This window comes from Amphritea atlantica, assembly GCF_024347255.1.
GTDB classification, from domain to species: Bacteria; Pseudomonadota; Gammaproteobacteria; order Pseudomonadales; family Balneatricaceae; genus Amphritea; species Amphritea atlantica.
In genome coordinates this window covers 1,937,186-1,953,941 of sequence record NZ_AP025284.1, presented here as the reverse complement: position 1 = coordinate 1,953,941, position 16,756 = coordinate 1,937,186, and the positions used below count along the sequence as shown (strand labels likewise).

General features: G+C 50.3%; 19 protein-coding genes. 3 read left to right on the top strand and 16 right to left on the bottom strand.

Annotation, left to right across the window (positions count from 1 at the left end; genetic code table 11):
- Positions 1-8: 8 nt before the first annotated feature.
- From OCU43_RS08905 to glnT, 7 genes are all read right to left on the bottom strand, one after another.
- A complete protein-coding gene (locus OCU43_RS08905; protein ID WP_091353629.1) occupies positions 9-1,253 on the bottom strand; it encodes an FAD-dependent oxidoreductase in 1,245 nt (414 codons plus the stop codon).
- Between the two features lie 46 nt (positions 1,254-1,299).
- Positions 1,300-2,163 carry a bifunctional methylenetetrahydrofolate dehydrogenase/methenyltetrahydrofolate cyclohydrolase FolD gene (gene folD, locus OCU43_RS08900; protein ID WP_091353956.1) on the bottom strand — a complete coding sequence of 288 codons (864 nt, stop codon included), beginning with the start codon at positions 2,161-2,163 and terminating at the stop codon, positions 1,300-1,302.
- A 9-nt stretch (positions 2,164-2,172) separates the two neighbouring features.
- Entirely contained in the window at positions 2,173-3,042 is an 870-nt protein-coding gene (purU, locus tag OCU43_RS08895; RefSeq protein WP_091353954.1) for a formyltetrahydrofolate deformylase, read from the bottom strand.
- A 167-nt stretch (positions 3,043-3,209) separates the two neighbouring features.
- A complete protein-coding gene (locus tag OCU43_RS08890) occupies positions 3,210-4,538 on the bottom strand; it encodes an FMN-binding glutamate synthase family protein (protein ID WP_091353626.1) in 1,329 nt (442 codons plus the stop codon).
- Between the two features lie 22 nt (positions 4,539-4,560).
- The gene (locus OCU43_RS08885; RefSeq protein WP_091353624.1) at positions 4,561-5,244 is read right to left on the bottom strand and encodes a GltB/FmdC/FwdC-like GXGXG domain-containing protein; all 684 of its coding nucleotides are present in this window, start codon (positions 5,242-5,244) and stop codon (positions 4,561-4,563) included.
- 11 nt (positions 5,245-5,255) lie between these two features.
- On the bottom strand, positions 5,256-6,161 hold the full coding sequence (locus tag OCU43_RS08880; RefSeq protein WP_091353621.1) for a class II glutamine amidotransferase: 906 nt from the start codon (positions 6,159-6,161) through the stop codon (positions 5,256-5,258).
- Positions 6,162-6,201: 40 nt separating this feature from the next.
- Positions 6,202-7,533: a type III glutamate--ammonia ligase gene (gene glnT / locus OCU43_RS08875; RefSeq protein ID WP_091353619.1), complete on the bottom strand. Its 1,332-nt coding sequence runs from the start codon at positions 7,531-7,533 to the stop codon at positions 6,202-6,204.
- A 274-nt stretch (positions 7,534-7,807) separates the two neighbouring features.
- Between glnT and OCU43_RS08870 the strand changes: the two genes are divergently transcribed.
- A complete protein-coding gene (locus OCU43_RS08870) occupies positions 7,808-8,404 on the top strand; it encodes a helix-turn-helix domain-containing protein (RefSeq protein WP_091353951.1) in 597 nt (198 codons plus the stop codon).
- Between the two features lie 76 nt (positions 8,405-8,480).
- On the opposite strand, the gene OCU43_RS08865 is transcribed toward OCU43_RS08870, so the two are convergent.
- The 3 genes from OCU43_RS08865 to OCU43_RS08855 all read right to left on the bottom strand — a co-directional run bounded on the left by OCU43_RS08865 (position 8,481) and on the right by OCU43_RS08855 (position 9,746).
- The gene (locus tag OCU43_RS08865) at positions 8,481-8,879 is read right to left on the bottom strand and encodes a carboxymuconolactone decarboxylase family protein (protein ID WP_091353617.1); all 399 of its coding nucleotides are present in this window, start codon (positions 8,877-8,879) and stop codon (positions 8,481-8,483) included.
- A 91-nt stretch (positions 8,880-8,970) separates the two neighbouring features.
- Positions 8,971-9,324, bottom strand: coding sequence for a MerR family transcriptional regulator (locus OCU43_RS08860; RefSeq protein ID WP_091353615.1), 354 nt, complete (start codon positions 9,322-9,324; stop codon positions 8,971-8,973).
- 71 nt (positions 9,325-9,395) lie between these two features.
- Positions 9,396-9,746, bottom strand: coding sequence for a putative quinol monooxygenase (locus OCU43_RS08855; protein ID WP_091353612.1), 351 nt, complete (start codon positions 9,744-9,746; stop codon positions 9,396-9,398).
- Between the two features lie 443 nt (positions 9,747-10,189).
- On the opposite strand from OCU43_RS08855, the gene OCU43_RS08850 reads away from it, so the two are divergent.
- Positions 10,190-11,149, top strand: coding sequence for an alpha/beta hydrolase family protein (locus OCU43_RS08850; protein WP_175483419.1), 960 nt, complete (start codon positions 10,190-10,192; stop codon positions 11,147-11,149).
- A gap of 150 nt (positions 11,150-11,299) precedes the next feature.
- Here OCU43_RS08850 and OCU43_RS08845 read toward each other — a convergent pair whose 3' ends face one another.
- Complete coding sequence (locus OCU43_RS08845; protein WP_139203123.1) at positions 11,300-11,866, bottom strand: hypothetical protein; 567 nt, start codon at positions 11,864-11,866, stop codon at positions 11,300-11,302.
- A gap of 95 nt (positions 11,867-11,961) precedes the next feature.
- Between OCU43_RS08845 and OCU43_RS08840 the strand changes: the two genes are divergently transcribed.
- Positions 11,962-12,393 carry a hypothetical protein gene (locus tag OCU43_RS08840; protein WP_091353603.1) on the top strand — a complete coding sequence of 144 codons (432 nt, stop codon included), beginning with the start codon at positions 11,962-11,964 and terminating at the stop codon, positions 12,391-12,393.
- A gap of 701 nt (positions 12,394-13,094) precedes the next feature.
- Here OCU43_RS08840 and OCU43_RS08835 read toward each other — a convergent pair.
- The 5 genes from OCU43_RS08835 to OCU43_RS08815 form a co-directional block, all read right to left on the bottom strand.
- Positions 13,095-14,297, bottom strand: coding sequence for an HD-GYP domain-containing protein (locus OCU43_RS08835; RefSeq protein ID WP_217647374.1), 1,203 nt, complete (start codon positions 14,295-14,297; stop codon positions 13,095-13,097).
- 396 nt (positions 14,298-14,693) lie between these two features.
- Positions 14,694-15,191 carry a cytochrome b/b6 domain-containing protein gene (locus OCU43_RS08830; RefSeq protein WP_091353597.1) on the bottom strand — a complete coding sequence of 166 codons (498 nt, stop codon included), beginning with the start codon at positions 15,189-15,191 and terminating at the stop codon, positions 14,694-14,696.
- Positions 15,142-15,366 (bottom strand): cytochrome b/b6 domain-containing protein, encoded by a 225-nt coding sequence (locus OCU43_RS08825; RefSeq protein ID WP_091353594.1) that lies wholly within the window; start codon positions 15,364-15,366, stop codon positions 15,142-15,144. The genes OCU43_RS08830 and OCU43_RS08825 overlap by 50 nt, the downstream gene beginning before the upstream one ends.
- A gap of 69 nt (positions 15,367-15,435) precedes the next feature.
- Complete coding sequence (locus tag OCU43_RS08820) at positions 15,436-15,888, bottom strand: c-type cytochrome (protein ID WP_091353591.1); 453 nt, start codon at positions 15,886-15,888, stop codon at positions 15,436-15,438.
- A gap of 383 nt (positions 15,889-16,271) precedes the next feature.
- The gene (locus OCU43_RS08815; protein ID WP_091353588.1) at positions 16,272-16,661 is read right to left on the bottom strand and encodes a YybH family protein; all 390 of its coding nucleotides are present in this window, start codon (positions 16,659-16,661) and stop codon (positions 16,272-16,274) included.
- Positions 16,662-16,756 lie beyond the last annotated feature (95 nt).

Here is a 16,756-nt window from a genome sequence, read left to right as displayed (position 1 = left end):
CAGATTCCTCAGTGGCTGGCCGCCGTAGCGCCCATCTCGTTAACCTGTCGGAATGTATCAAAGCGCGACATGGCAAAGGGCTCGATCAGTTCAGGCACTTTGCCCGTGGCGACCAGCTCGGCCATGGTTTTGCCGCAGATCGGTGTGGACTTGAAGCCCCAGGTTCCCCAACCCGCATCAAGATAGTAGTTATCTACCGGACTGAGTCCCATAATCGGGCTGTAATCAGATGTCATATCGGTCAGACCGCCCCACTGACGCATCAGCCGCATATTGGCCATAAAGGGAAACAGCTCGACCGCATGGGCCAGCAAGCTCTCTTTCAGATCCATGGTGGAACGGGTGCTGTAAAGGGGATAGGGATCAGAGCCACCGCCGAACACCAGTTCGCCACGACCAGTCTGCTGTACATAGCAGTGCAGTGCCGGAGAGCTGACCAGCGGATCAAGGAACGGTTTAACCGGCTGGGTCACCATCGCCTGGAGTGGATAGGTAGTGATCGGCATACGAATACCCGCCATCGCGGCCACCACTGAACTCATTCCGGCCACCGCCTGTACGACGCAACCACAGCTGACTTTGCCGCGATTGGTCTCGACGCCAGTCACTTTTCCCTGCTCGACAGTGACACCGGTCACTTCGGTCAGTTGATGTAGTTCAACACCCCGCTGTGTAGCACCCTTGGCATAGCCCCAGGCCACCGCATCATGGCGTGCTGTAGCCCCGTCGATATGCCACAGACCAGCCAGAACCGGCTGATCCGCAGGATTCATATTCAGGGTCGGTACCAGCTCACGAATCTGCTGTGGATCGATCAGCTCGGTTTTGCCGCCAAAGTGTTTATTCACCTCAGTACGCTGCCGGAACCCCCGCACTGCGGCATCTGAATGCGCCAGGGTCAGCTGTCCCCGACGGGAGTACATGATGTTGAAATCAAACTCGTTAGATAACCCCTGGAACAGCTTCACTGATTCGCTATAAAACTTCACCCCTTCGGAGGTGAGATAATTAGAACGGATAACCGCCGTATTCCGGGCCGTATTTCCGCCCCCAAGATAGCCTTTCTCCAGCACTGCAACATTGGTAATACCATGGTATTTCGCCAGATAGTAAGCGGTGGCTACACCGTGACCGCCGCCACCGATAATCACTACATCGTAGTGAGATTTCAGCGCTGAGGGCGCTGGCAGATCTGCATTCTGTTCAAATGGGTAGTCTTTATTCAGACCGTATTTCAGTAATGAGAAAGGCATCGACCTCTCCTCCATTCAATATCGCATTCTGTATCAGCTAATGGGATCATGCAGAGACCTGTTGGCGTGCCGCTGTGAGGGTGTTTTTCATCAGGCAGGCGATCGTCATTGGTCCGACACCTCCAGGCACCGGAGAGATCGCCCCCGCGACTTCACTCGCCTCACCAAACGCCACATCGCCGACCAGACGTCGCTTGCCATCTTTCTCAACCGCGTTGATCCCCACGTCGATCACCGTTGCGCCCGGTTTAATCCAGCTGCCTCTGATCATCTCGGGGCGCCCGACCGCCGCCACCAGAATATCCGCCTGACGGCAGATCGCTTCGATTTCGGCAGAGCGGGAATGAACCACGGTCACCGTGCAGTTTGCCTGCAATAGCAGCGCCGCCATCGGCTTGCCGACAATGTTTGAGCGCCCTACCACCACCGCATGTTTACCTGACAGATCGCCCAGTGTCTTTTCTAACATGATCATGCAACCCATCGGGGTGCAGGGGATCAGCTCAGCCATACCGGAGGCCAGCGCCCCGACATTAAGCGGATGGAAACCATCAACATCTTTTTCCGCCGCAATCAGACGAATGATCTCCGGTTCATTCAGTTGCTCAGGCAGGGGGAGCTGCACCAGGATGCCATGAACCGAGGGATCGTTATTCAGCTGTTCAACCAGTGCGTTAAGCTCTTCCTGGCCGGTGTCCGCTGGCAGACGATGTTCGGTGGAATGAAAGCCAGCCGCCGTCGCCTGTTTTACTTTATTGCGCACATAGACCTGACTGGCAGGGTCATCTCCCACCAGTACCACTGCCAGCCCCGGTGTCACACCAAACTCAGCGATAAAGGTTTTAGTATCGATCGCCAGCTGTTCTACTACGGCCGCTGAGATCTTCTTACCATCGATTAAAAGGGTCATGGTCAGCACCTATTTAAAAACAACGGTCTTATTACCATCCTGGAAAACCCGGTGTTCGGTATGCAGTTTGACCGCCCGGGCCAGCGCGACGGTTTCGGTATCCCGTCCCACGGCCACCAGCGCATCGGCATTGAAGGTGTGATCTACCGGCTGAACCGATTGCTCGATAATCGGACCTTCATCCAGATCAGAGGTGACATAGTGCGCGGTAGCACCGATCAGCTTCACGCCACGGGCGTGGGCCTGATGGTAAGGTTTGGCCCCTTTAAAACCGGGCAGGAATGAGTGATGTATATTGATCGCCCGGCCACTCAGTTGCTGACACAGGCCATCACTGAGAATTTGCATGTAACGCGCCAGCACCACCAGTTCAGAGCCGGTCTCTTCGACAATCGCCAGCAGTGCAGCTTCCTGCTCCAGCTTATTCTCTTTGGTTACCGGCAGGTGGACAAAGCGGATCCCCTCCCTTTCTGCCATAGGCCGCAGGTCTTTGTGGTTAGAGACGATCGCAGTGATCTCCATATTGATCTCACCCTTGTGGAGGCGATAGAGAAGATCATCCAGACAGTGGTCAAACTTACTCACCATAATCAGGGTTTTCATCGGTGATTTAACGGAGACCATCTCCCACTTCATATCAAAGCTGGCCGCCACTTCAGGGAATTCATTCTGCAGATCGCTGATCTGGTAGCCGCCATTCTCCACATGGAAACGGGCTCGCATAAAAAAGTTACCGCTGTCTTCATCATCAAACTGCGCTAGTTCGCTGATATAGCAGCCCCGCTCAGCCAGGAAGGTAGTGACTTTTGCAACGATTCCACTTCCAGCAACACAGCTGGCTTTTAATACAATCTCATTATCTGCTTCGTACTTACTCATGATGGCAGACTCCATAGTCTCCGGTTCATTATTCATCTATTCAGGCAAAGGGGTGCCGTTCACAGGATGCTGGTGCATCCCGTGTCGGTTCCACTTTGTGTATGCGTTTAGCTTTTTCGCAGCGCTTTCAGTAATGCTCTTTCTAGTAGCGCCCTTTAGTAGTGCTTCTAATAGCCCTTTCCTGGAATCCAGCTGGTACCCGCCAGGGGCACATTCGCCATCGCCGCCGACTCGACCGTCAGGGCAACCAGATCTTCAGGTTCCAGGTTACGCAGATCATTCTTACCGCAGGCACGGGCCAGGGTCTGGGCTTCCAGTGTCAATACATTGAGGTAGTTCGCCAGACGACGACCACCATCAACAGGGTCAAGACGTTTCATCAGCTCGGGGTCCTGAGTGGAGATACCCGCCGGGTCTTTACCCTCATGGTAATCATCATAGAAACCTGCTGCCGAGCCGATCTTTTTGAACTCTTCGTCATACATTGGATGGTTACATCCCAGTGCGATCAGTGCCGCTGTGCCGATCGCCACCGCATCCGCCCCCAGCGCCATACACTTGGCAACATCAGCACCGTTACGGATACCACCGGAAACGATCAGCTGTACCTTGCGGTGCATCCCCATCTCCTGCAGTGCACGTACTGCCTGAGGAATAGCCGCCAGCGTCGGAATACCGACGTGTTCGATAAACACATCCTGAGTGGCTGCAGTACCGCCCTGCATCCCATCGACGACGATCACATCAGCACCCGCTTTCACCGCCAGCTTGACATCGTAATAGGTCCGGGTGGCACCGACTTTGATGTAGATCGGTACCTGCCAGTCGGTAATCTCACGCAGCTCCTGAATCTTAATCGCCAGATCATCGGGACCGGTCCAGTCGGGATGACGGCAGGCAGAGCGCTGATCCACGCCCATCGGCAGGGTGCGCATTTTAGCAACCCGGTCAGTGATCTTCTGACCCAGCAACATACCGCCGCCGCCAGGCTTGGCCCCCTGCCCCAGAACCACTTCGATGGCATCGGCTTTACGCAGATCATCCGGATTCATACCGTAACGGGATGGCAGGTACTGATAGACCAGCTTGCTGGACTGACCACGCTCTTCAGGGGTCATACCGCCGTCACCCGTGGTGGTTGAGGTGCCCATCAGTGATGCTCCGCGCCCCAGGGCTTCTTTGGCGTTGGCAGACAGTGCACCAAAACTCATACCGGCAATCGTCACCGGGATATCCAGCACAATCGGTTTTTTCGCATAGCGGGTTCCCAGCGTTACCGAGGTATTACACTTCTCTCGGTAACCTTCCAGAGGATAGCGGGACATACTCGCCCCCAGGAACAGCAGATCATCAAAATGTGGCAGTTTGCGCTTGGCGCCGAAACCACGGATATCATAGATACCGGTTTCAGCAGCACGACGGATCTCGGTCATCGTATTACGATCAAACGTTGCTGACTCTCGCAGACCATCTTTTACTTTAATATCTTCACTCATCTTTTTGTCCTCGAAATCAGCCTTAGTAAGCGGAAGTGTTGTCCACTTTAAAGTTGTACAACTGACGGGCAGAGCCGTAACGTTTGAACGCGGTTGGATCTTCATCCACCCCGGCACGATTCAATAGTTCGGTCAGCTCTTCGATATGCTCTTCACGCATATCCTTCTGAATACAGTCGGCCCCCAGTGACTTCACCTCACCTTTGACATAGATGTGGGTTTCATAGAGCGAGTCCCCCAGCGCATCACCGGCATCACCACACACCACCAGCGCGCCCGCCTGCCCCATAAAACAACTCATGTGACCGACATTGCCTTTAACAACAATATCCACCCCTTTCATGGAGATACCGCAACGGGCGGCGGCGTTGCCTTCAATCACCAGCAAACCACCGTGGGCGGTCGCACCGGCTGCCTGGGACGCATCCCCTTTCACCCGCACGGTACCTGACATCATATTTTCGGCCACACCCTGTCCGGCATTGCCGTGGATCGTAACGTGGGCTTTCTTGTTCATACCCGCGCAGTAGTAACCAGTCGGGCCTTTGATATCGACCGAGATATTCTGATCCAGTCCACAGGCGATATTGTGCTGACCTTTCGGTTCCAGTACTTCCCACTCCCGCTCGGTACACTCGATAGCCTGATCATGCAGCGCCTGATTAAGGTCGCGGACGCTCTGTTCTGTTAGGTTGATTGTTTTCATCATGTCGCTCCTTAGTGGCTGCTGCGTTCCCAAACATAGATAGTGGCTGGCTCTGGTTCCCAGATCCTGGCATTTTCAATACCCGGCAGGGTAGTCAGTGCCTGATACTCTGATGCCATGGCAACATAATCATCGGTTTCAGCCATCACCGCAGGTTTACAGGCGATCGGATCGCGCAGTACTGCAAAGCCATCCCGGGTGCCAATGGTAAAGGTGAAGAAACCATCCAGATCTTTCAGCGAGTTGGTCAGGGCTTCATTGAGACTATCGCCCTGCTGCAAACGCCAGGTCAGATATCCAGCTGCAACTTCAGAATCATTCTCGGTTTCGAAAACAATCCCTTCGCGCTTCAACTCTTCGCGCAGACGGTTGTGGTTTGACAGCGAACCGTTATGCACCAGACAGAGATCCATCCCGGTAGAGAACGGATGACTACCCTCCATGGTGACCGCAGATTCAGTCGCCATACGGGTATGACCGATAATATGGCTGCCTTTCATCCCCTTCAGATTGAAGGTATCAGCAATGTTTTCGGGCAATCCCACCTCTTTGAGAATTTCGATGGACTGGCCGGCACTGAGTATCAGCACGTCAGGCGCCGTCTCTTTAATAAAAGCTTCAGCGATAGCGGCACTGGTCTGCAGTTTAAACACCGCAACCTTACTGTTTTTAAACCACTCAACACCCACATTCAGATCGCTCTGTGCTTTTTCAGCCAGCGCAGCCCAGTCATAGTTTTCATCCGCATGCCGCAGGGTCAGCTTGATACTGCCATCGGCAACCTCATCGCCGTAGATAGCGAAACCCGCACTGTCAGGGCCGCGATCCGTCATAGCGATCAGCATCGGCTCAAACAGCGCACCCAGCTGACTTTCCAGAGCCTTGTTCTTCAGATAAAGGCCAACAATTCCACACATAGTTATGTCCTCTTAAATCGACAATGTAAGCCTTCCGGGCTTAGAAGAATTCTGCGTAACGGTTAATCTCCCAGTCGGATACATGCCGGCTGTAGTCGATCCACTCGTCGCGTTTAACTTTGATAAATTCAGCAACAATCTCTTTCCCCATCCGCTCTGTCAGAACGGTATCCGCTTCAAGGGCCGTGATCGCTTCATTCAGATTCTGCGGCAGAATATCGATCCCTTTCTCCTCCCGTTGTGCTTCCGTCAGGGCGTAAAGATTGATGTTCTCAGGCTTGCCTGGATCCAGTTCCCGTTCGATACCATCCAGGCCGGCAGCGATAATGGCTGCATGCACCAGATAAGGGTTACAACCTGAGTCCGGCAGACGGAACTCAAGGCGACCATACGGCACCCGCACCATCGCTGAACGATTGTTGTCGCCATAAGCGATATAAGCTGGCGCCCAGGTTGCGCCGGACGCTGAACCGCCCACCACCAGACGCTTGTAGGAGTTAACAGTTGGCGCGGCGAAAGCACACAGCGCCTTAGCGTGATGCAACAGACCTGCAGTGAAGTGATAGGCCATTTTCGACAGCCCCATACCATTCACATCGCTGTCATCATTGAACAGGTTTTTACCGTTTTCATCACAGATTGACAGGTGGAAGTGCATGCCGTTACCGGTACGATCCGATGCGGGCTTCGGCATAAAGGAGCAGACCATCCCCATATCATTGGCGATCTCCCCTGCAGCCATACGTACAAAGGTGAAACGGTCCGCTGATTCAAGGCCGTTGCCGTAGGTGTAATTGATTTCAAACTGCCCGTTGGCATCTTCGTGGTCGATCTGATAAACATCAAAATCAACCGCCTGCAGGGATTCAACCAGGGTTTCCAGAAATGCCCGTGAACGGGACAAGCCTTTATAGTCATAGCAGGGTTTAGCCAGAGTATCGGTATCATCCACGGTTTTCAGGCCGCCATTGCTGTCCCGCTCGAACAGATAAAATTCCGGCTCAAGCCCGGTATTCAGCGTCCAGCCTTTATCTTCCAGCAGTTTCAGTTGTCGCTTCAGCACCACCCGGCTGTCATAGGGGTGTGGTTCCCCGTTAACATACCCTTCACACACAATCCGCGCATATCCCGGTTGCCACGGAACGATAGACAGTGTGTTAAGATCACCCCGGGCCATAAAGTCAGGTCCGTGGGGTTCCATGCCCATGCCCCATACAGCAAAACCCGCGAAACCCGCGCCAGTTTCAACAACATCCATCAGGCAGTTCGCCGGTACTGATTTGGTTTTCGCAACGCCGTGGATATCAACAAACTGAGCCAGTACATATTTAATGTCGTTATCCGCAATAAACTTTTCTGAATCCTGTGGCATGGTAGCCCTCCGTCTGATGCTGAGCTCTGCTCTGATAAGGAGCAGATCCATATATTTCTTAACAGTAATTTTTTATGCTTAATGAGAAAGCAACGCCTGTGCCAAAAAAGTTCTTTTTATGAATATTTATTTCCTGACAGGATAACTTGTTGATTTATATGGATCTGGTAAAAAAAAATTCTTTGTGGGAATATAAGGGATCTCAATAATAGTCTCAGGCCGCATGGACAGGCGCACAAAGCTGGTTCACAGCGCCCCAAGAAAGGGCAATCAGATGGCAGAACACAAAGGTCAGAAGTTCGAACTCGATCAATATATCGGTATGAAAGTAAAAAAGGCCCGGCTTGAAGAGGGGTTAAAAATTACCGATGTCGCGCGCATCTCCGGCATCAGTCAGGGGATGGTCAGTAAGATAGAAAATGCCCAGGTCTCCACCAGCCTTGAAACCCTCAGTCGCCTCTGCTCTGCACTGGGGATGCCGATGTCAAAACTGTTTAATGATTTTGACCGTCCGGAAGGGGGTGCACAGTTCACCAAAGCGGGCGAAGGTCTGGAAGTAGTTCGCAGAGGAACCGAGAAAGGCCATACCTATCAACTGCTGACCTACCAGCGGGGCGGCAAGAAAAACTTCGAACCCTTTCTGATCACCATGGATGATCTGTCTGAGGTGTTCCCAACCTTCTCTCACCCGGGGGAGGAGTTTATCCATCTTCTGAGCGGCAAGATCCGCTACCGCCACGGTAACCATCTCTATGATATGAAGCCCGGCGACAGCCTGACATTTGATGCCGAGATCCCCCACGGGCCAGAGGAGTTGTTAGAGGTTCCGATCAAGCTGCTCTCAATTATCCATTATGATGATAAAAGCTGAGTGACTCAGACGACTGGGTGTCTGCCCGAATACAGATACAGAGAGGCCCCGGCAATACCGCGGGGCCTGCCACTGTCTATTCAGCCGCGGGGTCCTGTATCAGGCCCCGGCTCAGAAACACCTCTTTGGCGACAAACATACCGTTTAAAGCCGCTGGGAATCCCGCATACACCGCCATCTGCAGTATCACCTCAATAACTTCCTCAGCAGTACAACCAACATTCAATGCACCATTAATATGAACAGCTAACTGTGGAGCACAGTTGCCCAGCGCTGTTAGCGCTGCAACCGTGCCTATCTCCCGTGATTTAAGATCCAGCCCGGGGCGCTGATAGATATCGCCAAAGGGAAATTCAATCGTATAGCGAGCCAGATCGGGGCAAACTGACTGCAGGCTGTCAATCACCCGTTGCCCGGCGTCACCATCGATCTCGGTAAGCTTTTCTAACCCTGATTCATACCGTGTTAATGCCATTTTCCATTGCTCCTGTGTGAGTGTATGGAACAAGGCTAAAGGTTAGAGCATGCTCTAAGTCAAGCATTTTAAGACTTCAGCGGCTAATCGTTCAGGGTTTATGTGATTGGTAATACGCTATTTTTGCATCCAGCGCCTGCAGATGCTCCTGCTCTCTTTGCAAACGTAATTTCAGAGCATCGCGGTGCCGCTCTAGTAAATGACAACGATTATCAAAGGTCGCATCGCCCGCTTCCCGCAGTTCAGCATAGTGACGAATCTCCGCCAACGGCATGCCGGTGTCCTTCAGTCGGTTGATAAAACGGACCCACTCCACATCCTTCGAAGAGTAGCGCCGATGCCCACTGGCATCTCTGGAGATATTCGACAACAAGCCGATCTTTTCGTAATACCTCAGGGTATGGGAAGAGAGCCCGGTCAACGCTGAAAATGTTGAAATATTCACGGTAAGGTCGTTTTCTTAAGTATTAGCGATACAACACTGGCAGACAGAGATCTCGTCCAAAGAGATCTGTCTCACTCAAACACAGGGGCATCGTAATCGGCACTCTCATCGGAATAAGCGGTCACAATAACATCCTCAACCAACCCCGCTTCGGCCTGAACCTGGGTTTCAAAGAAATGCTGAATCTGTGCCCTGCGTCCATGGGCTGACCAGGCGTCTGCATCCTTCCAGATCTCATTGAAAACGATTGAGTATTCATTACGGGTAGCACTGGGATGATCAATCTGGCGCGTCAGCCGATATTGAATACACCCCTCCTCACGACAGGAATCGGGCTCCAGCGCCTTAAGCACCTCAAACAGCTCTGACTCTTTACCTGGTTTCGGCTTAAACTGGGCGATCACATATACGCGGCTGGTCATCGGTTTTCCTTTCATTATCAGTAGGTCGAATGATAGTAGATGAAAACCTGGGCGACGTGAAACGCTCAGTGAGTTGTTACGATAAAAAATCTATTCCGTTACCCATAACTCAGAGATTGATCAAAGAAAGAAGGTATTGACCAATTGAATCACTACTTTGTATGAGCTGATTTAGTGTCCATATCAAAGCCTCTGCAGCACCTCTGTGCATTGGCAATAACCGTTGCAAATAACCCCTTGTTATTTGTTATTGTTATTTTTAGCCAGTTCGCCTCTAATAACGCGATGAATCGCTATGGATGGTGAGCGTTTACCCTATTCAGGGTCCCTCCCTGCTTTGAGTGATATCCCTTTTCGCTTCAGACTAAACGACAAAAACAATGAGCTTACTTGCCCGAATTTTAATGATATTCACTACTGTTTCTTATTCCCTCGCAGGCGGAATGGCCCAGGCCGATGAGTGGAATGTGGGCTTCAACATACTTCAGGTATCAGACCCAGAGCTGGATTACGACATTGACGTTGCGGTATGGTACCCCACTCTGGAGAGAGCGAAGGCTGAGACGGTGGGACCGGCAACCCTGAATGTGGCCCGTGGCGCCAGACCAATCACCAGCACTCATGGGTTGATACTGATCTCCCATGGTTTTTCAGGGAGTTTTCTGGGTCACAATGATACGGCTCAGTTTCTTGCGCGCCAGGGTTTTGTGGTGGCTACGCCAACCCATCCAGACTTACCCGGCCTAAAGTCAGGTAAACCAGCATTCGATCCGTTAGTGGTACGGCCACGTCATCTCCGCTTAATCAGCGACCGGCTCTTAAATCATCCGCAGTTTAAGGCAGGCTTTCTGCAACCTCGTGTCGGCGTTATTGGCTATTCCTTAGGGGGTTACACCGCGCTGGCAGCCAGCGGTGTGCAGCCCGACCCATCAGGTTTAACCGCTTACTGCAGTGCAGTGATTAATGATGCTCTGTTATGTTCACCTGAAGCAACCCAGCGTTTTGCCACTATCGCAGACCAACTGCCACAGCAAAAGATTGATCAGCTAGCAGCTATCGTGCTGCTTGCACCCGCGTATGGGCCGCTGTTCTCTGAGCAATCGCTGGCAGAACTCGATATTCCGGTCCGCTTGTTTAGTGCAGAAAAAGACCAGGAGCTGGATAACCGCTACAACGCTCAGCATTTTGAGAAATTTCTTGGCAACACCTCAGCTAACGAGGTGATCAAAGATGCGGGTCACTTTGTCTTTATGGCCCCCTGCCCGGAAGCCCTGAAACACGCTGTTCCGTTTTTGTGTGAAGACAGCAAAAATGTTGATCGGGTATCGGTTCACCAAAAGCTGAATGAAACGATTGGGCACTTTTTTGCGCGTGTATTTGGGCAACAGAAAACGGACGCTTAATCTCTCCCAACCGGGTGCTGCATAACAGTGCTAACAACCGGTTTAAAACCTTCATAACCTTTTGGCGTTCATTGGGTCAGCGGCGTTTTTGATCCCAGGTAGAAGAGAAGCAGAGCCCACCAGCCTGCCCTGTAATTCAAAGAGCGCCACTCACTCCATCACCTCAAGATACTCAATATGATCCTTTTTCAAAACCAGTTGGAGGTTATGAAACCCCGAGACAGATACCCGCTGCTGCCCTCTCTGGCTCAGATAGTTCGAGTACACCACTACATCGATTGCAGACCGATGCCTCTCGGGTAAATCAACCTCTTCGACAAAGTCACCTGGAGGTATCTCGAGGGAGACCAGGTCAGCCTGAAGGCCGAGTATCGATTTCAGAGCATCCCGTGCAGCAAACCACTCTCCAGCATCGCTGGGTAACAATGTTGCCGCACGGCTGCTGTAGATAAAAACCAGGTCTACCGCTGTGGATGATTGATCGTTGGCTTCGGGCAGCGCGACAAGCTGAAGGCTTTCAAGCTGACTGCCCTGGCCCTCCACTTGCACAACATCACAACCGGCAACCAGCGCGATGCTAAGATAGAGTCCCAACCAACATAAGAGAGTAGCGCCTCTGTTGTACCTATGGGTAGTCTGCTCTTCTATCCTTTCATCCCTTTTTGCCAAACAACGAAAAAACTGGCCAACCCATTTGATAACTCGTTTCAGTCTCATAAAATATACCGGCCCCATGTTGACCAGTTGAATATTCATTTACACTGTCGGCCTGTACGGATTGCAGATGTTAAACACAACAAGGATTTCTCTCTATGCAAAGTTCACCGAATGTTCTGCTAATGGTAGCGGCAATATCAAGCGGTTGCGCGGCATTATTACATTTTGCCTGCGTTTTTCTGGGTGCCCCCGGTTTCCGGATACTTGGCGCAGGAGACCGATTGGTTCACATGGCTGCACGGGGCAACAGTTACCCTTTTATCGTCGCTGTTCTGATCGGGATAATACTCGTTATCTGGTCGCTCTATGCGCTTTCAGGTGCCGGCGCGATCCCCAGGCTGCCATTTGTTAATGTCGTGTTATTTGCTATCACTGCAATATATCTACTAAGGTCTGTTGCGTTTCCCCTGCTAAAGCGGGTAATCCCGGGTAACAGTGATCAGTTCTGGTACCTTAGCTCACTGATTAGCCTGGCAATCGGTTTGCTGCATTTATTCGGCCTGATTCAGGTTTGGCAGACGCTTTAATACCGCTGCATATTCAGACACTCCAGCCAGCGTCTCACGGAACTCAGCCGGCCCTTTGGCTTTGGCTAACCTTCAGCTCTGCGAATACCTGATACGAGGAGTGGCACCACCTGAGTTAGTGCCATGTCTGAAACTGGGTTAAGTGCCAAGGCCGACTAAGATGGATTAATTTCATCAACAATTTCTTCATGTTCCAAGTATCGCTTGATTGCATAATCGAGCTTGGCAAATGCCTTATTGAGCGACTTTCCGTCATAGCAAAAAGCTACAATCATATTTGATTCTTAAGAGGCGACAATGAAATAGTTCCCATTGTATTGCGGATCAAAAGATATACTGCCACCTGAATTGATCCATTCCGTAATATTTTTGTACTCGTTTTCGATGCTCATTTTCTAGCAACATAGTCATGGTAGAGCCCCCCGTTACCAAGGGCGTCCCCACGCAGATCCGGATGTGGGAATTACCGCACCCGGCTCTTAAATAATAGCCTTGCCCGTGAAAAACACAGTCCCTCGGTACCAGTCCACGGCTATCAATCTTTTACTCATTTGCATAGGCGGGATTCCAAAATATCTTAGCATCTCTTTCATCCCTGACCATGTGTAAATAAAACGATGCCTCATTCTAAACACATGAAAAGCCTGTTTCTTTTTAAAGAGTGCCTGTCCTATCTTTTACCGCTATCTTTTTAACTTTTCCTACAACCCAAAATAATAGTTCACCCGCTCTTGCAGCAAGGCTTTAGCCTCATTTTCAGCTATACCATCCAGCCTCTTGTAAACACCCAGAGCAATGCCCTCAAACACTTTAACAATATCAGGATCAAAGTGACTGCCACTGTCCCTTATAAGTATCGACATACTTTGCTCAAAAGACATCGGCTCCTTATATGGACGCTTAGAACAGAGAGCATCAAACACATCCGCTACGGCAAATACCCTCGCGGCAAGCGGAATACTCTCTGCTTTAAGCCCTCGGGGATAACCCGTTCCGTTCCATTTTTCATGGTGACAGGCAACCACAGTACTGGCGTCATCCAGCCAACCGATCCCCTTCAATATAGATTCGCCCTGATCCACGTGGGTACGCATCAGCTCCATCTCATCATCCGTCAGCCTGCCAGGCTTCAGTAAAATAGAGTCTGGAATAGCTATTTTGCCCACATCGTGAAGAAAACTTCCGATGATCAGCGGTTGCATACTGTCTTTGGGTATTTCAATGGCTTCTGCAATCTTAGTTGCAACCCACGCGACTCTATAATTATGAACACCGGTATCAGAATCACGTTTCGCGATAGACCGACCCAAGGCTTCCATCATAGAAATATGAGAATCAAGCACCTCTTTTGCCCTGCGACGGTTTTCCTTAGATAAATAGACAACAATGGGATAGAGAACTGCACCACAGATTAATGATGCTAACGCAACCATCAGGGCAGCCGTAAAAGCAGTCGTAGTTATCTGTCTGCGCTGCCAATCAGGAACAATGCGTACCCCTTCAAAATAGCCTGCTAATGATTCAGAGCCAGACTTAACAAAATGCAGCGGAACAAACACTCTGAGAACCCAGTCACCGTCTGGCAGCTTCATACTTTCGTAGGAACTTTCCATGTAGACAGGCATGGCGTGTTTAGTTAACTGGTCTTCAACCTTCGCCCCCGATGGAGTCATTGCCTCAGCCAGCTTTTCACCGGATGCGCCATACAGTTCCGCAATATCAAAGAAACCGCCCGCTAAAATGTCCGCGGCCTGCTGAGCCCCCTCTCTGGATATCTCATTTGAAAAATCCAGCACATGGTAGTAAGCCAATAGACGCTCCGTCTCCTCATTGGCAAGCGAGACTATCGCACTCTCAGCTTCCTCTGTTGCAACATACCAGGCGATCGGGCTGGTGATTGACACAAGAATCACACTAACAAGACTGATCAGAACCGCCGTTCGCCGTTCGAAATTGGTTCTCATTCCATTTACCTTATCTAGACTCAGGCTTGAGTAAGCAGACAGAGATTAGTGCATCCATACCAACACTAGTCAACTAACCAGCTAGTAAAAAACAACTTTTCAGTACCCAAAATAACAGACAATAATCCCATTCCAGAAAAGGCAAGAGACTAATTCAAAGCAGGGCTAAACAGGGACAGGTATTTTTCAATTCTATTAATACTCTTTTAAGATAGAGCAAGGGTTAACTGTTTTTTTAAGCAGAGCTTAGACGACAGATTCAGATTATGAAGCAAACAACGGCTGGTAGTCATAACAGAAAACGCAGATTCACCCTGACAAAGGGCCCTGACTACTTCAGATTGGAATACTGAATAACCAGTAGGTGAATCCTGCAGCGGGTACTACCGCGATCAGAAACTTAATAATACTCACCGGTTCCCTTTCGCAATGTTCTGCGTTATCCCGGTCCTGCTTCAGCTTTCTTCCATGGATCATCGCCGGCACCAGCGGCTCTCCAAATTTCACCTTATAGAGAACGATAGCCAGGATATGCAGTCCGACAAGCAACTGGAGCAGTCCCTGAACGGTTTCATGTATCTCACCAGCCAATGCTGACACTGTTTCACCAACTGCGTTATAAAACGGTCCACTCCAGATAATATCATCGGTGGACATCATACCAGTGGCAAGCTGGATACCCAGCAATCCTAACAGTAGGATAACCATCATACTGCCAGCGGGTGTATGTCCGTAGTGAACAGAGTGCTCATCACCTAACAGCCCTTTGGTATATGAGAGAGCCTTAACCGGATTGAGGCTGAATGAACTGAAACGAGCGTAACGGGTTCCCAGCCCCCCCCCATATAAGTCGAAAAACGATCAGACCGGATAACAGATAACCCCCATAAAAATGCCACTCCATCAGATCATCGCTATCACCACTGATAATCAGAAATAAAAACAGGGCAACCAGTGACCAGTGAAACAATCGGGTGGGAATATCCCAGATGTTTATCATTTTACTCATGATGAAATACTCTTCTTTCAAACAAAAGGCCTCCGAAGAGGCCTTAACCCGGTCGTCGGACCGACTACACTATTTTGCTTTGTAATCGTCGTGACAGGCTTTGCCCACTGGCCCGAAGCTCATTTTAAGAGCATCTTTCCCATTGCCCGCATCCTGAGCCAGTTTTTCAACGGCAGCCTGCCAGTTTCCATGCTTCTCTTTAACATCATCAAAGTTCTCCCAGATAGCCGGTTTAGCCCTGGTCGTATCCAGTTGACTATTATCAGAACCTTTCGGCCAGAGCATGCTGTTATTCACTTTGCTCAGGTTATAGATGTTATTGGCAGCGGTCGCGGCAACACCGGCATCATAATCTTTTTTACCTTTGACCATGGCACCAAGAATGCCAAAGTTATACTTAACCAGCTTGTAGTATCCCTGTCGGGCATTGATCTCGTCTTTAAACGCGTCCTCTGCAACTGTTGGCGCTGAAATAGTTGCCAGCATTGCTGTACATAAAACGACCTTAACCACTTGCTTCATTCTCAATCTCCATTGAATTAACTAAGCATTACTCAGGGGCGCGTCATTGCGACCCGTTATATACAAAACTTCTAATATACTAATTCCGGGAGGGAGGTTATGCAATCGTTGTGACCACCAGGCAGTAAAAAATCTTGCAGCATGCAGCACAACGCTTTTAAACACTAAACAGGGACAGGCATTCTTCAAAACATTCTGGGAATAAGCTCAGGTTAACGTACCTGGGGCAATTACTCTGCCCTGTCGATTCAAAAGCGTTTTTACCACAGAGGACACAGAGCACACTGAGAAAAGAACTGATTCAGTTAAAGTAGCTGGATCAATGACTCTGACCCAGTGATTTGGTGAGCGACCGGAAGGAGCGAATCCTGTGAAGCTGACTGTTATGCATTTTTACCGATAATCTCATGACCATATGAATTGTCGATAGAACATAACCATGCGCCACTAGCCGATTTATTAAATACGTATGTAGCCTTGCGTTCAGTGGCCGGAAAACCTGGACCAGATACCACAGTATTTGCTAGCACCAAAGCGGTATCTCCTGACTCTAATATCTCCATACCGCTTTGCTCAACTTGCAACCCGTTTTTGAAATATACAGCTATAGCTTCAAAAGCTTTGCGGATTTCACTTTTTCCCACCGCATTCCGGCCCGGCTCTATAACTAATACTGCGTCATCAGTATAGACATCCATAAGGGCATCGAAATTCTCAGCAACTATAGCTTTGTCTGCCTTTTCAATTTGAAGCTGTACGGGATGTTGATTCACTTTCTCATTTCTCCTTCATACATAACGTCTGAGAATTAAAGGGCTCTACCCCCTTATTCTGCGCTGTCGATTCAAAAGCGTTTTTACCACAGAGG